The sequence below is a fragment of the Achromobacter sp. 1011811831 genome, from assembly GCF_059760905.1.
This window is the reverse complement of sequence record NZ_JCBANG010000034.1, coordinates 19209-35907: the sequence shown is the minus strand read 5'-3', so window position 1 is coordinate 35907 and position 16699 is coordinate 19209. Positions and strand designations below refer to the sequence as shown.

18 protein-coding genes are annotated in these 16699 nt (G+C 67.8%); 6 read left to right on the top strand and 12 right to left on the bottom strand.

What is annotated here, in order from left to right; all coding sequences use genetic code 11:
• Positions 1-74: 74 nt before the first annotated feature.
• The 3 genes from AC6LJ9_RS14950 to AC6LJ9_RS14940 all read right to left on the bottom strand — a co-directional run bounded on the left by AC6LJ9_RS14950 (position 75) and on the right by AC6LJ9_RS14940 (position 2897).
• Positions 75-824, bottom strand: coding sequence for a fimbria/pilus periplasmic chaperone (locus AC6LJ9_RS14950; protein ID WP_498148160.1), 750 nt, complete (start codon positions 822-824; stop codon positions 75-77).
• A gap of 14 nt (positions 825-838) precedes the next feature.
• A complete protein-coding gene (locus AC6LJ9_RS14945; protein WP_498148159.1) occupies positions 839-1501 on the bottom strand; it encodes a fimbrial protein in 663 nt (220 codons plus the stop codon).
• A gap of 355 nt (positions 1502-1856) precedes the next feature.
• Entirely contained in the window at positions 1857-2897 is a 1041-nt protein-coding gene (locus AC6LJ9_RS14940) for a metal-dependent hydrolase (protein WP_498148158.1), read from the bottom strand.
• A gap of 104 nt (positions 2898-3001) precedes the next feature.
• Here AC6LJ9_RS14940 and AC6LJ9_RS14935 point away from each other — a divergent pair, with 104 nt between their 5' ends.
• The 3 genes from AC6LJ9_RS14935 to AC6LJ9_RS14925 all read left to right on the top strand — a co-directional run bounded on the left by AC6LJ9_RS14935 (position 3002) and on the right by AC6LJ9_RS14925 (position 5265).
• On the top strand, positions 3002-3649 hold the full coding sequence (locus AC6LJ9_RS14935) for a DedA family protein (protein ID WP_212316060.1): 648 nt from the start codon (positions 3002-3004) through the stop codon (positions 3647-3649).
• A gap of 197 nt (positions 3650-3846) precedes the next feature.
• Entirely contained in the window at positions 3847-4350 is a 504-nt protein-coding gene (locus AC6LJ9_RS14930) for a hypothetical protein (RefSeq protein WP_498148157.1), read from the top strand.
• 264 nt (positions 4351-4614) lie between these two features.
• Positions 4615-5265: a dUTPase gene (locus AC6LJ9_RS14925; RefSeq protein WP_249205057.1), complete on the top strand. Its 651-nt coding sequence runs from the start codon at positions 4615-4617 to the stop codon at positions 5263-5265.
• Positions 5266-5345: 80 nt separating this feature from the next.
• On the opposite strand, the gene AC6LJ9_RS14920 is transcribed toward AC6LJ9_RS14925, so the two are convergent.
• The 7 genes from AC6LJ9_RS14920 to lhpI all read right to left on the bottom strand — a co-directional run bounded on the left by AC6LJ9_RS14920 (position 5346) and on the right by lhpI (position 12038).
• Positions 5346-6458 (bottom strand): NADH:flavin oxidoreductase/NADH oxidase, encoded by a 1113-nt coding sequence (locus AC6LJ9_RS14920; protein ID WP_498148156.1) that lies wholly within the window; start codon positions 6456-6458, stop codon positions 5346-5348.
• A gap of 143 nt (positions 6459-6601) precedes the next feature.
• On the bottom strand, positions 6602-7372 hold the full coding sequence (locus AC6LJ9_RS14915; RefSeq protein WP_498148155.1) for an amino acid ABC transporter ATP-binding protein: 771 nt from the start codon (positions 7370-7372) through the stop codon (positions 6602-6604).
• Positions 7369-8040, bottom strand: a complete 672-nt coding sequence (ehuD, locus tag AC6LJ9_RS14910; RefSeq protein WP_498148154.1) for an ectoine/hydroxyectoine ABC transporter permease subunit EhuD — start codon at positions 8038-8040, stop codon at positions 7369-7371. Before ehuD ends, AC6LJ9_RS14915 begins: the two co-directional genes overlap by 4 nt.
• Complete coding sequence (ehuC, locus tag AC6LJ9_RS14905; RefSeq protein WP_498148153.1) at positions 8037-8690, bottom strand: ectoine/hydroxyectoine ABC transporter permease subunit EhuC; 654 nt, start codon at positions 8688-8690, stop codon at positions 8037-8039. The genes ehuD and ehuC overlap by 4 nt, the downstream gene beginning before the upstream one ends.
• A gap of 10 nt (positions 8691-8700) precedes the next feature.
• Positions 8701-9639, bottom strand: coding sequence for an ectoine/hydroxyectoine ABC transporter substrate-binding protein EhuB (ehuB, locus tag AC6LJ9_RS14900; protein ID WP_498148152.1), 939 nt, complete (start codon positions 9637-9639; stop codon positions 8701-8703).
• A gap of 162 nt (positions 9640-9801) precedes the next feature.
• Positions 9802-10959, bottom strand: coding sequence for an ABC transporter substrate-binding protein (locus tag AC6LJ9_RS14895; protein WP_498148151.1), 1158 nt, complete (start codon positions 10957-10959; stop codon positions 9802-9804).
• Between the two features lie 128 nt (positions 10960-11087).
• A complete protein-coding gene (lhpI, locus tag AC6LJ9_RS14890) occupies positions 11088-12038 on the bottom strand; it encodes a bifunctional Delta(1)-pyrroline-2-carboxylate/Delta(1)-piperideine-2-carboxylate reductase (RefSeq protein WP_498148150.1) in 951 nt (316 codons plus the stop codon).
• 232 nt (positions 12039-12270) lie between these two features.
• Here lhpI and AC6LJ9_RS14885 point away from each other — a divergent pair, with 232 nt between their 5' ends.
• Positions 12271-12696: an OsmC family protein gene (locus AC6LJ9_RS14885; RefSeq protein WP_498148149.1), complete on the top strand. Its 426-nt coding sequence runs from the start codon at positions 12271-12273 to the stop codon at positions 12694-12696.
• 148 nt (positions 12697-12844) lie between these two features.
• The gene (locus AC6LJ9_RS14880) at positions 12845-14134 is read left to right on the top strand and encodes an Nramp family divalent metal transporter (protein WP_498148148.1); all 1290 of its coding nucleotides are present in this window, start codon (positions 12845-12847) and stop codon (positions 14132-14134) included.
• Positions 14135-14200: 66 nt separating this feature from the next.
• Here the strand turns inward: AC6LJ9_RS14880 and AC6LJ9_RS14875 are convergent, their stop codons facing one another.
• Both AC6LJ9_RS14875 and AC6LJ9_RS14870 read right to left on the bottom strand, forming a co-directional pair.
• Complete coding sequence (locus tag AC6LJ9_RS14875; protein WP_498148147.1) at positions 14201-14446, bottom strand: XRE family transcriptional regulator; 246 nt, start codon at positions 14444-14446, stop codon at positions 14201-14203.
• 152 nt (positions 14447-14598) lie between these two features.
• Positions 14599-15267 carry a TetR/AcrR family transcriptional regulator gene (locus tag AC6LJ9_RS14870; protein WP_498148146.1) on the bottom strand — a complete coding sequence of 223 codons (669 nt, stop codon included), beginning with the start codon at positions 15265-15267 and terminating at the stop codon, positions 14599-14601.
• A gap of 108 nt (positions 15268-15375) precedes the next feature.
• Between AC6LJ9_RS14870 and AC6LJ9_RS14865 the strand changes: the two genes are divergently transcribed.
• On the top strand, positions 15376-16659 hold the full coding sequence (locus AC6LJ9_RS14865; RefSeq protein WP_498148145.1) for an MFS transporter: 1284 nt from the start codon (positions 15376-15378) through the stop codon (positions 16657-16659).
• Positions 16660-16699 lie beyond the last annotated feature (40 nt).

Below are 16699 nucleotides of genomic sequence, written 5' to 3'. Positions count from 1 at the left end.
GGACGAGCCGTCACCTGCATCGTCAAATGCATCGTTCTAGCCTTGCGAAAAAATGGAGCCTTCAGAAGCGCCGGTCAGGGCGATGACAAGGGGCGCTGATACGAGTGCCTGCCGCCAAAATCATTGATGGCCCAGTAGTGAATCTGACTTTGGCCCGGCACGGGATTTCGACCGGCCGAAACAGGAAAGCGCAACTTGGAAAATGGCGCCACCATGGCGTCCTGGCCTGCCCGGTCCAGGATCTCGCGACGCCCCGCCGTTTCCAGCTCGACAGACAAGAAAGACACGTGATACGGCGTCGGATTGTGCACTTCAACAGCGCCTGCGCCTGGGACCAGCGTCCATGTCAAGCTGTCTGGCGCGTCCCCGGCATCTCCGGACAATCCGGTCGGACGGAAGAACAGCTTGACCCGGGTGCGAAACTGCAAGGTCAGCGCATTCTCCTCGCTGCCGCGCGGCGGAGTTTCCATCACGTTCAGGTAAAACAGCGACTCCCTGTCCGTGGGCAATGGCCGTTTGGCGTAGAACACACGCAGCAGCGCGCTACCGTCAGGCTCGACCCTGGTCAGGGCGGGTGACACGATAAACGGCACCACCATCACTTCGGGCGACAAATTCGGGCGGCCGTCGTCAAGCCAGGACTGAGCGAGTATGGGATAGCTGCCCGGATTCCGCATCCGGATGCTGACATCCTTGGCCTTTTCCGGATAGACGATGCGCGTTCCCTCCAGGACCAGGGTTGCCTGCGCCACGCCAGCGCCGGCAACCCAAGCCATGACGCCCATGCACAACCAACGTACTGCAACACGCTTCATGGGCGTCATGCCTGCACCTCGACTTATCGGTAGGACACCTTGTATGCGATTTGCGAACCGGCGTTACCAGACTCGAGCGTGCCGCTGGCCCTGACATAGCCCGCCTCGAAAGTGAGGTCTCCGGCAAGGATCTGCGTGACGGTCGTATCGTTCGAGAACCTCAACTGAAGCGTCTGTACGTCGCTCGGAGACATGGTGCCTCGGAGGTCAAGCTTGTTGGTCTTGCCATTGCCGGCGTTCCAGATGCCGATCTCGACGCCTTTCGCCGGCTGGAAGCCAGTGACCATCAGATTGCCCGTGGCTCCATTGATGTTCGCCGAACCCTGGTCGAATTCAATGGCGGCGCCTCGCGTTTCGGTTTGTGCGGCGCCCGCGGCAGGGTTGGTAGGCAGAGGCGTGAGCAAGCTGCAATTGGACAGGCTGATCTTGAACGTCTGCTTGGAGCCAATGTTGGCGCCCACGGCCAGCGCCTTCACCGCCGCAGTGGGATCCACGTTGCCGAGCCGCACATCAGTGATGTTGCTCGCAGAACCCTGACCGCCATTGACGGAGCACGTGGTGTCCGACACGCTGCCCGTGAAGCGGATCTGACCGTCCCAGGCGGCCTGCGCGTGCGAAGCCGCCGGCGCCAGAGCCGCCAGCAGCGCGCCGGCAGAAATGAGATACGAGAGAGAACTGCGCTTCATCGTTGTCGTTCCTTATTGATTGGAGAGATGAAACCGGCGCGCCGCAACGACGCATCCAGGCCTTGCCATCGGCGGAGTACCGGAAACCCGGAATCCTGATGCCGGTCCCTGATGCGGATACGGCCTGTTTGAAGCACCCGGATCAAGGATTCGGGTACTTTGCCAGCGGGCACATTTCGGGTCTCTTGAACGAAAACGAAATACAGCTAGTAAAAATACGAGTTCCCCCTTCCCCCCTTGCATAGTGGAAGACAAGAACGCGACGCAGGATGAGGCGCCATGGCGTGGCCTCGCGCCTGGCGACGACGATGCGGTGCCGGCCGCGCGGCGGTGCGCGGCCGGCATGGGCACGAACCTAGCGCAAAGCCTGGTCCGCCCAATCTCGCAGCGGCAACGGCGGCTGCGCATCCAGAATGCGCGCCAATACCAGTTTCAGTTCCGGCCAACCCCCGCTGGCGCTGGGCCAGCGGCTGGGCACGACCGCGATCCAATCGCCTCCCGGCGCGCGCTCGGCCATCTTGAAACGGAAGGTGTAGTGCCCCGCCACGCCCATGCGCAGGTCGGTCACCACCAGCGCATCGCCGATCACGTCATAGCGCAGCCAGTCGCCGGTGAACCAGCGCAGCCTGTCGTGCAGCGCGGACCCCGTCAGGTTGGCGCCGGCGTCCGGGTTGAGCGACAGGCGCAGCCATTCCGGCGACGTCCGATCAAACCAGCCCGATACGGCTTCGTAATAGTGATCGTCCGGCGTCTTGGCAAGCACGCGCCATACGAGCGTATTGAACGGCATGGGCACGGCGCGCAAGGCCGTGACCTCGATGCCTTGCGCGGCCATGGCATCGCGCACGCGGTGCTCGGCCGCCACCCTGCCCGCCAACCCGAAGCCCAGATAGGCCGTACTGAAAACCAGCGCCGCCGCGAGCAATCCGCGCGCGCGCGCCGTCATGCCCGCCGCGACCGCATACAGCGACGCCGCCAGCAACGGCACCGTATAGACCGGGTCGATGATGAACACGGCCGCCCAGCTTTCCGGCACCGGCGCCAGCGGCCAGAACAGCTGGGTGCCATAGACGGTGAAGGCGTCCAGCAATGGATGTGTCACCAAAACCAGCCAGAGCGTCAGGAACAAGCGCCGACCGCCGTAGGGAGCCTGCGGCCAATACCGGCGTATCAGCCAAGCCAGCAGCGCCGCCAGGCCGGTCAGGACGAACAGAGAATGGGAAAAACCCCGGTGATAGGTCATCAATGAAACCGGGTCCGGATAGCGCATCAGTACGTCCAGGTCCGGCACGGTCGCCAGCGCGGCGCCCCAGAGCAGCGCCCTGCGCCCCTGGAAACGCCCCAGCAGCGCGCCCTGTATGCCGGCGCCCAGCACGGCTTGTGTAACGGAATCCATGATCCTCCGACAATCGGCTTCATTCATATGGCCGACGCATGCCGGTCCCACAATGCAGGCGTTAAGATACTCGATTGCGTTCAGCTGATATTCAACTTCCGCACATGGATCAATACATAGACCAGATCGGCATGTTCATCGAGGCCAACCAGGCCTGGGCCGGACCGATCACCTTCCTGCTCACGCTGGGAGAATCCCTGGTGCTGGTGGGCCTGTTCATTCCCGCCACGGCGCTGATGCTGCTGACGGGCGGCCTGATCGGCGCCGGCACGCTGGATCCCTGGAACGTGCTGGCCTGGGGCATCGCGGGCGCGATCGTGGGTGATGCCTTGTCCTACGGCCTGGGCCGCTGGGCCGGCCCCGGCGTGCTGCGCCGCTGGCCGCTCAAGCAGCAACGCACGGCGGTGGCGCGCGCCAGGCTGTTCTTCTACCGCTATGGCTTCGCCTCGGTGCTGATCGGCCGGTTCCTCGGGCCTATCCGTTCCACCATCCCCACCGTAGCCGGCGTCATGGGCATGGCGCATGGCCGCTTCCAGCTGGCCAACGTGTCCTCCGCCATCCTGTGGATGCCGCTGATGCTGGCGCCGGGCTATGTCACCGCGCGCAGCCTGGGCTCCGCGGAAAACGCGCAACAGATCGCCATGCTGATCGGCGCCGGCTTTTCGGTGGTGTTGGGCGTCGGGCTGCTGGTCGCCATGCTGCGAAAAAAAGGGAAGCCCCAGCCCCGAAGCGCCACGCGCTCCTCCCTGTAGGAGGCGCAGCTGCGGACCGGGTTGCGGACAGCCCCTCCCCCGCGGCGCTTGTGCGCTTCCCCCTCAAGGAGGCGCCTCTGCGGACCGGCGGAGCCGGCTCCGCGCGGCCTCGCCCCGGGAGCCTGCCATGCGCAGAAGGGGTCGCGGGCTGCACGGAATGGCATATAGTGCTGGAATGACTGGAATGGAGATGTCTGATGGCTCTGGGCGGCGAACCAAAGGATGGCGATTACGCGCGCTATGTCAAAGAACTGAGTCGTGTCAGCGCGTCGGGTCTGTTCAACGCGCCCTCGCCTGACGCCACGCGGTCTCCCGGCGCGACATCCGGCGGCGAGTCCACGTCGACTAGCCCGCTGTCGTCCGCGCCCTGGGGCAATGGCGGCACGCCGCCCGTGCCCCATTCCACCCTGCCCCCCGCACAACCGGATACCGACGCCGCAACGCTGGCCAAGACCGCCGCCAAGCGCGGCGTCGGCAAGGTGCTGACGGTCGCCGCGGCGGTGGTCGGCCTGATCGCGGCGCGCATTGTGCTGCAGGCGCTGAACAATCCGCGCGCCGGGCTGGACGATTTCATGCCCGCGGTGTTCCTGGCCTTCTTCGCCTTCATGCTGTTCAAGGCCGCCGGCGACGCCCGCAAGCCCGGCAAGCCGCCCGCCGGCAAACTGCCGCCGCTGAAGTCCACCTACCGCAAGGACGGCTAGCAGCAGCCTGGCCTGGCGCGACCCCGGCCTGCATCGCCAGCCAGCTGCGGCCTACCAGCTGCGGCCTGCCGACTGCGGTCAACCGGATACAGCCCGCCAGACGCTACGGGCAGAGAGCGGCCGACTGAGTGGCCGACTACCCAGGCCAGCGCCCGGGCACGGCCGGCGTAGCGCCACGGGGTGCTAACATCTGCGCCCTGCGCGCGATCCGCGCAGGTATTCCCGCGTCAAATATACGGAGCGAAAGTGAACACACCCGTCGGATTGAACCCGGCCCAAGCGGCCACGATGCTGAAACTGCAGGATCACCTGAACAGCATGATCAATCCCGCCTGGGTGACCAGCGGTTCGCGCTTCCTGCGCGCCGCGTTCGTGGAATCAGCCGAGGCGCTGGAACACCATGGCTGGAAATGGTGGAAGAAGCAGACCATCGACCTGCCCCAGGTGCAGATGGAACTGGTCGACATCCTGCACTTCTACCTGTCGCACACCATCGTCCAGGCAGGCGCGTCGATCGAAGGCGCCGCGGCCGAGCTGATGCGCGACCTGGCCGGCCCCGGCACCGTCACGCTGGACGGCGCTACCCGTGAGCTGGCCGCGTTGAGCGTGCCCGAGCTGCTGGAACTGATCGGCGGACTGGCCGTGTGCGGCCGCGCCAGCTTCAAGGTCCTGGAACGCACCATGACCGCCTGCGAGATGGGCTGGAACGACGCCTACACCCAGTACGTGTCCAAGAACGTGCTGAACATCTTCCGCCAGCGGCACGGCTACAAGGAAGGCACCTACATCAAGATCTGGAATGGCGAGGAAGACAACGTGGTGCTGGCCCGGCTGATGTCCGCGCTGGACCCGGCGCAGGCCGATTTCGCCGACCAGTTGCAGGCCCAGCTGGAACAGGCCTACGCCAAGCTGTAGTTCCTGGCCCGCAGCGGCGGTTCCAGATAAAAAAAGCGCCGCCTTGCCAGCGGCGCTTTTTCTTGCGTGCCGAATCCGCGTCAGCGCTGGCCGAAGCGCGTTTCCCCGAACAGCGCCTTGTGCTCGCGCGGCTGCGAACGCCAGTACTGGCGCGGCGCGTCGACCTGTCCGCCCAGCTGCGCGGCCGCGTGCCAGGGCCAGCGCGGGTCGTACAGCATGCCGCGCGCCAGCGCCACCATGTCGGCCTGCCCGCTGACCACGATTTCCTCGGCCTGGGCGGCCTCGGTGATCAGTCCCACCGCGATCGTGGGCATGCCGACGCGGCGCTTGATCTCAGCGGCGAAAGGCACCTGATAGTTCGGCGCGACCGGGATCTTCTGCCGAGGCGACACGCCCCCGCTGGACACGTCGATGAAGTCGCAGCCGCGCGCCTTCAGCGCCTCTGCGAAGGCCGTGGTCTGCTCCAGGTCCCAGCCGCCCTCCACCCAGTCCGTGGCGGACACGCGCACGCCCAGCGCGACGGATGTCGGCACCACGTCGCGCAGTGCCTGGAATACCTCCAACGGGAAACGCATGCGGTTTTCCAGCGAACCCCCATAGGCGTCGTCGCGCCGGTTCGCCAGCGGCGACAGGAACTGGTGCATCAGGTAGCCATGCGCGGCGTGCAACTCGATGGCGTCGAAACCCAGCCGCAGCGCGCGCCGGGCGCTGGCCACGAACGCATCGCGCACGCGGGCCAGGCCAGCGGCGTCCAGCGCCTGCGGCGCCGGCTCGGATTCATTGTGCGGCAGCGCCGAGGGCGCCCAGCCCTGCCAGCCGCCTTCGGTGGACGGCACCAACTGCCCGCCGTCCCAGGGAGCGTGGCTGGACGCCTTGCGTCCGGCGTGGCCGAGCTGGATGCCCAGCTTGATCGGCGAATAACGGCGCATGGCCGTCACCACGCGGCCCAGCGCGGCCTCGGTTTCATCGGACCACAAGCCCAGATCGCCGGGCGTGATGCGGCCGTCGGGCTCCACCGCCGTCGCCTCGACGAACAGCAGCGCGGCGCCGGACAAGGCCAGATGGCCCAGATGGATCATGTGCCAGTCGGTGGCACAGCCCGCGTCGGCCGAGTATTCGCACATGGGCGCGATCACGATGCGGTTGGCCAGTCGCAGGGGACCGGCCTGGGTGGGGGTGAACAATTGGCTCATGCGCAAGCGTCTCCGGGCAATGGAGCGCACAGCATAGCGCCGGCGCGCCGCAGCCGGGCCGATCCCCGAGGCCGCGACAGGGTCAAAGCCCGCCGCGCGGCCCGGCGCCCGCCGCGCATGGCACACCGCCCCCTGCCCGCCGTTCACTGCCCTTCGATCACGCTGTCCAGGAACTGCCGCGTGCGCGCTTGCCGGGGCTGGCTGAACAGCGTGGCGGACTCCGCGTCCTCGACGATATTGCCCTCGTCGAAGAACAGCGTGCGGTCCGAGCTGCGCTCGGCGAACTTCATCTGGTGGGTGACGATGATCATGGTCATGCTGCGGCGCGCGGACAGGTCGCGCAGGATCTGCAGGATGCCGCCCACCAGCTCGGGATCCAGCGCCGACGTCACCTCGTCGAACAGCATGATCTCCGGACACATGGCCAAGGCCCGCGCAATGCCCACGCGCTGCTTCTGGCCGCCGGACAGCTGCGCCGGATAGGTGTCCAGCTTGTCGCCCAACCCCACCATCTCCAGGTATTCCACGCCGCGCTCGCGCGCCTGCTCGCGACTCAGGCCCTGCACCCGCAGCGGCGCCTCCATGGCATTGCCCAGCGCGGTCATGTGGGGAAACAGGTTGAAGTGCTGGAACACCATGCCGATCTTGCCTCGCACCCGGCGCAAGTGGGACGAATGCAGCCCCGCCGGCTTACCGCCAGCGTCCGTCCACATGGGCACGCCGTCTATCTCGATCTCGCCGCCGCTGGGCCGTTCCAGCGTCATCAGCACGCGCAGCAAGGTCGACTTGCCCGAGCCGGACGGGCCGATCACGGCCACCGTCTGACCAGACGGGATCTCCAGGTCGATGCCCTTGAGCACCTCCAGGTCGCCGTAGCGCTTGCGCAGGCCGCGAATGTTCACACTGGCGCTCATCGTTTTCCTCCATAACGTTGCAGGCGGGTTTCCAGCCCGCGCACGCCCCAGGCCGCCAGCAGGCTAAGCGCCAGGAACAGCGCGCCCACCAGGGTCAGGGGCTCGGTGTAGCGGAACGTGGCCGAGCCGAGCATCTTGCTCTGCTGCAACAGTTCCACCACCGTGATGGCCGACAGCAAGGGCGTGTCCTTGAACATGGCGACCAGATAGTTGCCCAACGCCGGCACCACCGGCGGAATCGCCTGCGGCAGCACCACGTCCACCGCCGTGCGCCAGCGCGGCAGGTTCAGGGCGATGGCGGCCTCGGTCTGCCCCTTGGGCACGGCTTCGATGCCGGCGCGGTACACCTCGGCGCAATAGGCGGCGTAGTGCAGGCCCAGCGCCAGCACCCCGGTAGCCAGCGGCGACATGCGCAGGCCGGTCAGCGGCAGGACATAGAACAGGAAGTACATCTGCACCAGCAGCGGCGTGCTGCGCACGAACTCGATCACGAAGGCCGCCGGCCAGGACACCAGCCGCAACCGTGCACGCCGCAGCAGCGCCAACGCCAGTCCGAGCGTGACGGCGACCAGCATGCCCAGCACGGTGGCCTGGATCGTGACGATCAGGGCTGCGCCCAGCGCGGGCAGGATTTCGAGCGCGTATGACCAGTCGAATATCGGCGTCATCGGATGCGCATCCTCCGTTCAAGCAGGCGCACGCCCGCGGTGATCAGCAAGGCCACGGCGAAGTACATCAGCAGCATCAGGCTGAAGATCTCGGTGGTGCGCAAGGTCTCGCCGCGCAGCAGCTGGCCTCGGAAGGTCAGGTCCGTGATGGTCACCAGCGACACCAGCGCGGTGTTCTTGAGCAGTTCGATCAGCAGATTGCCCGCCGGCGGCAGCATGGCCGGCACGGCCTGCGGCAAGACCAGCCGCCGCAGGATCTGCCCGCGCGTGAAGTTCAGCGCCACGCCCGCCTCGCGCTGGCCCGGCGGCACGGCCCGGATCGCGCCGCGCACCACCTCGGCGCCATAGGCGCCGGCGTTCAGGCCCAGCACCACGATGCCGACCAGCATGGCGGGCAATTGCAGGCCGAACAGCGGCAGCACGAAGTAGAACCAGAACAGCTGCACCAGCGCGGAGGTGCCGCGGAATACCTCGACGTAGACGGAGGCCAGCCAGCGCAGCGGACGCCGCGTCGACAGGCGGCCGACGCCCGCGGCAACGGCCAGCGGCACGGCCAGCGCGGCGGCGCCCGCCATGACCTGCAGCGTCACGCCCAGCCCGTCCAGCAGCGGCGGCGCCAGCTCGCCCAGGGTCTCGATCCAGCTCGTCATGGCGCCGTCCTCACCGGCCCGCGCACAGCTTGGCCGCCGTCATGCCATTGGGCAGTTCCTCCGCCGTGAAGCCGAAGGGCGCGACCAGTTTCTTGTGTTCCTCGGTGCCCAGGAACTTGGCCAGCTCGGCATTGAACGCGTCGACGAAGGCCTGGTCTTCCTTGCGGAAGGCATAGGCGCCATAGCCGCGCACGCCCTTGCCGTCGATCACCGGATCGTTGAAGGGCTCGGCCTTTTCCAGGCCGCTGTCCTTGCCGGCCTTGCCCATCAGGTCGTTCACGGTCAGCGCGGTGGCGGCATAGGCATCGGCGCGCCCGGCCTGCACGCCGGCCAGCGCGCTCACCGCGTCGGGAAACACGACGGTGCGGTCGGGCGGCACCTTGAGGCTGGCGGCGTAGTCCGATTCGATCGCGCCCACCACCACGCCCAGCCTGGCGTCGGGGTTCTTGGCCGCGTCCTCGTAGCTGTGCAGGTTCTTGGGATTGCCCTGCTTGACCAGCATGGCCTGGCCCACGCCATAGGTGGGATTGGAAAACGCAGCTTGGCCGCAGCGCTCGGGCGTGATGTACATGCCCGCGGCGATGATGTCGAAGCGCCTGGCCTGCAGGCCGGGAATCAGCGAACCGAATTCCGTCAACACGCCCTCGACCTGGTTGATGCCCATGCGCTTGAGCACGACCCGTGCGATTTCGACGGACTCGCCCGTCACCTCGGCGCGCTGGCTGTCCATGTAGGCGAATGGCGCCTCGTTGGCGTAGCCGATGCGGATCTTGCCGGCCGCCTTGGCCGCCTCCAGCGTACTGGCGGCTCCCTTGGCGCCCGCCGAGCCGGCCTGGCTGTCGGAACCGGAGTCCGAGCAGCCTGCCAGCCCGGCTGCGCCCAGGGCCAGCAGCACGCCTGCCAGCAAGGCGTGGCGGCGGGAAGCGCGCGGCAGAGTGGTCTTGCTCATTGTTTTCTCCCATGTCGCAATATCTTCGCTAGAAATCATACGTCAATAAATGATTTCACTACTAATCATATGGACATGAAAAAAGCAGGCCGAGGCCTGCTTGCGGAAGCTGCCACCCTGGGCGGCGGCGGGGAATGCGAGGGATCGCTACAAGACGTGTCTTTATTGCCCGGCGTAGGAGAAACGGCCGTTCTTGACCACGCCCATCACGCGGGCGCGCTCGTCGAAGCCTTGGTGATCGTCCTTGGAAATATTGAACACGCCATTGGGCACGGCCAGGTCGCGGGTCGACTCCAACGCGTCGCGCAGCGCCTTGCGGAATTCCGGCGTGCCGGGCTTGGCGCCGCCCTTCAGGGCGCGGGCCACGGCCGAATCCAGCAGCATCCATGCGCCATAGGCGTCGCCGGCGAACTGGGTCAGCGTGTGGGCGCCGTACTGGGCTTCGTACTTGTCCGCGAACGCGACCGCCACCTGCTTGACCGGATTGGAATCCGGCAATTCGCGCGCCACCACGCCGGGGCCGGTGGGAAACAGCGTGCCTTCCACGTCCTTGCCGCCGACCTGCAGGAATTCCAGCGTGCCGATGCCGTGCGTCTGGTAGATGACACCGCCGTAGCCGCGCTCGAGCAGCGTCTTCTGCGGCAGGGCCGAGGGCGTGCCGGCGCCGGCGATCAGCACCGCGTCGGGCTTGGCGGCGATGAGCTTGAGCACCTGGCCCATCACCGACGCGTCGGTGCGCTGGAAGCGTTCCTGCGCCACGATCTTCAGGTCGGCGCCGGCGGCGGCGCTGAATTCCTTCCACCAGCTGTCGCCATAGGAATCGGCGAAGCCGATGAAGGCCACGTTCTTCAGGCCCTTCTTCTTCATGTCCTGGACCAGGGCGGTGGCCATCAGCGAGTCATTTTGCGGCATCTTGAAGGCCCAGGCGCGCTTGGGATCGGACAGCGGCTCGACGATCACGCTGGAGGCCGCCAGCGCGATCATCGGCGTGCCGGTCTCGGCCAGCACATCCAGGCCGGCCAGCGCGGCGGCCGTGATGTTGGGGCCGACGATGGCGTCGACCTTGTCCTCCGAGGTCAGCTTGCGCATGTTCTTCACGGCGCGGCTGACATCGGTGCCGTCGTCCAGCACCACGTAGCGGGCGGGCTGTCCGCCCAGCGTGGCCGGCCACAGCCGGACCGCGTTGTTGGTCTGGATACCGATGGCCGCGGCGGCGCCTGTGGTGGACACATCCACCCCGATCACGATTTCGGCACGAGCGGACAGGGCGGGAACGGACAGAACGGCGACGCAGGCGAGGCGTGCGAGCAGGCGGGACATGACAGCGGATCTCATGAAAAGCAACAAGCCGGTACGGCAAAAACGGGCACGGGGATAGTAGCCCAAACAGGCGGCGTCCCTTGTGCGGCGCATCCGGGCGCGCGCGGCGTGGCGACTGCCTCGCGTCTTCAGTTCATCGGGTTCGCGCCCGTGCGGTTCTCGTAGACCAGCGCTGCCAGCGTCAGGTCCTCCAGCGCGCTGCCGACCGCCTTGAATACGGTGATCTCGCGCGCGTCGCGCCGGCCCGGCGCCTTGCCCGACACCAGATCCGCCAGCGTGCCGCGCAGGTCTTCGCGCCTCAGCACGCCGGCCTGGAACGCGGCCAGCAGGTCGCCGGCCTTGGTCGGCGCTTCATCGGTGTCCACATAGACGGACGTGCCGTCAAAGCAGGCCGTGTCGGTTTCGATCATGTCCGGCTTGAAGCTGCCGATCAGGTCCAGGTGCGTGCCGGGTTGCAGCCAGGCGCCATGCACCAGCGGCACGGTGGACAGCGTGGCGCAGCTGACGATATCGGCCTGCCGCACCGCCGCTTCCAGATCCTCGGTCGCGGCCGCGTCGTAACCCTGCGCGCGCAGTTCCTCGGCCAGCGCCTGCGCGCCGGCCGCCCGCAGGTTCCACACCAGCACCTTGCGGATCGGCCGGACCGCGCTCATCGCCTGCGCCAGCAATCCGGCGATACGGCCGGAGCCCACGATCAGCAGCACGGCGGCGTCCGGCCGCGCCAGGTACGAGGCGCCCAGCGCCGCCGCGCCGGCGGTGCGGAACACCGTGACGATGTCGCCGTCGACCTGCGCCAGCGGCACGCCGCTGCGGGCGCTGTACAGGTTGTAGGTTGCGTGCAGGCCCGGCAGCGACTGGCGCGTGTTCTCGGGAAAGATATTGATCACCTTCACGCCGAAGTAACCGCGTTCGTTCCAGGCCGGCATGATGAGCGAGGTGCCATGCGCGCCGCCGGACTCGATCGCGTGCACATGGCGTGCCGGCACGTGGGCGCCTTGCGCGAAGGCCTCGCGCAAGGCGGGGATGGCCTGCTCGAAGGACAGCGCGCCGCGGGTTTGTTCCGTGTCGATCACCAGCATCTTGATTCCGCACCTGTATGTAATTGTTCGAGGGCCAGTGTGACGGCGCGCGCGCCTGCTGGCAAGCGCATCGCCGCGCGCGCAAGCGATGTCGATGCAATGGCGCGGGCTTGCGGTTACATCGGCTTGCCCGGGCCCGCGCCCGGTCGCCGTAACATGACTGCCAGGCTTCGCCGCGACGGCGCACCGGCGTGGCGGACGCCTCCCCTTTTCCCTGATGAAGGAGTCCCCCATGAAGAAAACCGCAACCGCCGCCTGGTCGGGCGATCTGAAAACCGGCAAGGGCACGATCTCCACGCAAAGCGGCGCGCTCAAGGAACAGCCCTACGGCTTCAACACCCGCTTCGGCGACACGCCCGGCACCAATCCCGAGGAACTGCTGGGCGCGGCCCATGCCGGCTGCTTCACCATGGCGCTGTCCAACATCCTGGCCGAGTCCGGCATGGTCGCCCAACGGCTGGACACCAAGGCGGAGGTCACGCTGGACAAGGCCGACGGCGGCTTCGCCATCACCGCCGTGCACCTGACCGTGGAAGCCGTCATCCCGGGCGCCAGCGCCCAGGCCTTTGAAGACGCGGCCCGCAAGGCCGAGACCGGCTGCCCGGTATCCAAGGTCCTGAAGGCGAAGATCACCATGGAGGCGCGACTGAAGGCCTGAGGCCGGTCCGCCGCCCCACGCCTGCCCCGGCCAGCCGGGGCGCGCCGTCCGCCGCATCATTGGGCTGCCCTATCCCGGACTTGGCGAAAATCAATTTGACGGGCGTTCTGCTCAAGAGAATAATGAGAACCATTCTCAGGAGTGGTTCATGACCGGACTCATCGTCGCGATGTCGGGCGGCAAATCCGCCCTGGCGCAGAACGCCCAGCTGTCCGCCAGCATGCGGCGCATGGTCGGCTCGGGCCTGCTGGTCGCCGTCGGCTACATCGACCCGGGCAACTGGGCCACCGACATCGCCGGCGGCAGCGGCTTCGGCTACGGCCTGCTGTCGGTGGTCATCGCGTCCGCGCTGCTGGCCCTGGGCTTCCAGGTGCTGGTATCGCGGCTGGCGCTGGCCACCGGGCAGGATCTGGCCACCCTGACCGCGCGCCACCTCTCCCCCCGCATGGCCAAGGCCGCCTGGCTGGCCGGCGAGGCCGCCATTCTCGCGACCGCGCTGGCCGAGCTGGTCGGCGGCGCCATCGCGCTGCGCCTGCTGTTCGGCCTGCCCCTGCTGGGCGGCGTGGCGGTGACCGGCGTCGGCACCTTCGCCGTGCTGGCGCTGACGCGCGGCAACGCCGACCGCCACGAGCGCGTCATCGCCGTGCTGCTGGCCATCGTGGCCGCATCGTTCGTGTTCCTGCTGTTCAAGGCCAACCCCGCCTGGACCGAGGTCGCGCAAGGCGTCGCCCAGACCGGCAGCGCGCTGCGCGATCCGCAGGGCTTCCTGATCGCGCTGGGCATCCTGGGCGCGACGCTGATGCCGCACAACCTCTACCTGCATTCGGGCTCGCTGGCCGAACGCGCCCGCAGCCTGCCTGCGGACGCACGCGACATGGCGATGCGCGTGGCGCGCAATGACACCGCGCTGTCGCTGGGCGTGGCCATGCTGATCAACGCGGCCATCATGATCGTGGCCGCCGCGTCCCTGTCCGGCCCCGGCCTCATCGTTTCCAGCCTGGACGACGCCCACGCGGCCATCGGCCACACGCTGGGCGCGGGCGCAGCCATCATCTTCGCGGTGGCGCTGTATGCCGCGGGGCAAAGCTCCACCATCACCGGCGTGCTGGCCGGCCGCATCCTGTCGCGCGGCTTCCAGGCCGGCAGGAACTGGTCCGACCGTCGCCGCGCGCTGGTCACCCGGCTGATCGCGGGCGCGGCCGCGGCGGGTCTGCTGGGCTACTCGGGCGGCCAGGATCCGGACGGACTGCTGGTGCTGAGCCAGGTGATCCTGAGCCTGGCCCTGCCCTTCGCGCTGGCGCCGCTGGTGCTGCTGGCCTGCCGCGAGTCCATCATGGGCCGGCACGCGCTGCGCGGCGCCTGGGCCTGGGCGGCCATCGCGGCCACCGTCGGCATCATCGCGCTGGATGGCTATCTGCTGGCCGATACCTTGCTGTAGCGCGGCGTCCGCGCGGAACCGGCCGTGGCAAACAAAAAAAGACGCCAGCATCGCGCTGGCGTCTTTTCACTTGCCCTTGCGGGAGGAGTCCCGATAGGCAGAAATCACAGGATGGTGTCGGCGTCCGACATCCATGTCATGCAGCATCTCGCCCAAGGCGCCGCCGAAGGCCGCCATGCGCAACTTCAGTCGCCGCCAGGCCTGGCGTCCGAAGGGCCCGTCCGACAAGGCTTGCGCCTGGATGGCCTCTTCGATCAGGGTCCGTTCCAGCTCGTCGGACATGCGTGCATGCTTCAACGTGGCATCGCTCATGATTCTCTCCCGGAGAACTCACGACTAGGAACCAGCATCAGCCCATGCTAGATCCGCGCGACCCGCGCCGCAATGCAATTTTCCTATCAGATTTTCATCTCTTGCTTAATGCGGACTAGCCCCTAAACCTATCGAACTAGACCGGCCGCGCCTCAATCGCCCGCGCGCTGCGGCGCAACATCCGGCGTCGGACCGACCCAGGCGTCGATCAGCCGTCCGGCGGCCTGGGCCAATTGCCCGGCGGGTCCGCCCTCGTGGAATAGCTGGCTGGATACGAACGCCCCTTCGAGCAGCAACAGCAGGCCGTCGCCCAGCGCCTGCGGATCGGTCGCGCCCATGCCGCGCGCCATGTCGGCCAGCCGCCGGCGCAGCTCGACCTTGTGCTCGACGGCCACGGCGCGCGCCGGATGCGGATCCTCCGGGTATTCGACGGCGGCGTTGGTCAGGCCGCAACCCCGGTAGCCGGCCTGCACGGCGCGCTGGCTCAGGCCGGTCAGGTAGGCCATCAGCTGCGCCCTCGGATCGCCCGGATGCGCGTCGCAGGCGGCATTGAAGCGCCCCCAGAACTCGGCGTCATAGTCGCGCAGATAGGCGGCCGCCAGCTCATCCTTGGACGCGAAGCTGCGATACAGGCTGGGCTTGGTCACGCCCGCCTGGGTGACGATGGCGTCCACGCCCACCGCGCGGATGCCATCGCGGTAGAACATTTCCCTGGCGGTGCGCCGTATCCGGTCCGCCGCCAGCAGCGGCTTGTCCGAAGATTGCGCGTCCGCCGCGCCGGCGGCCGGACGCTTGCGCGCAACGGTGGATTTGCTGGCCATGTGTCGCTCCTGTGCAAAGACGGGCCGCCCGGTCGCGCAAAAACAACTTGACGGCGTTACTGACCGGTACGTACGATTCGCACATCCCAACACGTACCGGTCAGTAACATGAGTATACCCCAGCCCCCATTCCCGTTCCGCCGCGCCGGCCAGCGGTACGCCTTCGTGGTCGTCGCGGTGATCTTCCTGTCGCTGCTGGTGTCGGCCGGCCTGCGCTCCACGCCCAGCGTGCTGCTGGTGCCGCTGGAGGAATCCTTCGGCTGGAGCCGCACGTCGATTTCATTCGCCGCCGCGCTGGGAATCTTCCTGTATGGCCTGGTCGGCCCCTTCGCCGCCGCCGCGATGGAACACTTCGGCCTGCGCCGGGTGCTCATCGGCGCGCTGAGCCTGATGGCCGTGTCCAGCGCGGCCAGCGCCTATATGACCGAACCCTGGCACCTGCTGCTGAGCTGGGGCGTGTTCTCGGGCATCAGCTCGGGCGCGGTCGCCATCGTGCTGGGCGCCACGGTCGTGAACCGCTGGTTCAGCGTCCATCGCGGACTGGTGATGGGCCTGCTGACCGCCAGCGCCGCGACCGGCACGCTGGTGTTCCTGCCCGCCCTCGCCGCGCTGGCTTCCTCCGGCGACTGGACCCGCGTGGTCTGGGCCGTGGCCGCGGCCGCGGCGGCCCTGGTGCCGCTGGCCTGGTGGCTGGTGCCGGACCGGCCCGCGCAAGTCGGACTGGTGCCGTACGGCAGCGATCCCGCCTCACCGCCGGCGCCGGCCGCGCCGCGCACCGGCATGATCGCCGCCACCTTTGGCGCGCTGGGCCGGGCCGCGCGCACACGCACATTCTGGTTCCTGTTCGCCACATTCTTCATCTGCGGCTTCACCACCAACGGCCTGGTCGGCACGCACCTGATCGCGCTCTGCGGCGACCATGGCATGCCCGAAGTGCAGGCCGCCGGCCTGCTGGCGCTGATGGGCATCTTCGATCTGGTCGGCACCACCGCCTCGGGCTGGCTCACCGACCGCTACGATCCGCGCAAGCTGCTGTTCGTGTACTACGGGCTGCGCGGGCTGTCGCTGATCTACCTGCCCTATTCAGACTTCTCGTTCTACAGCCTGTCGATCTTCGCCATCTTCTTCGGCCTGGACTGGATCGCCACCGTGCCGCCCACGCTGCGACTGACCACCGAGGCCTTCGGCGAACGCGACGCCTCGATCGTGTTCGGCTGGATCGTCGCCGGCCACCAGCTGGGCGCGGCCAGCGCGGCCTGGATGGCCGGCTTCGTGCGCCAGTCGCAAGGCAGCTACCTGACGGCCTTCGTGCTGGCCGGCATGACCGGCATCATCGCGGCGTTCATCGCGCTGATGATAGGCCGGAAGCGCATGGTGACAGCTCCCGCCTGAGCCCCGCGCAAACACGCAAGGGCCGCGCCCCTGCGCGCCG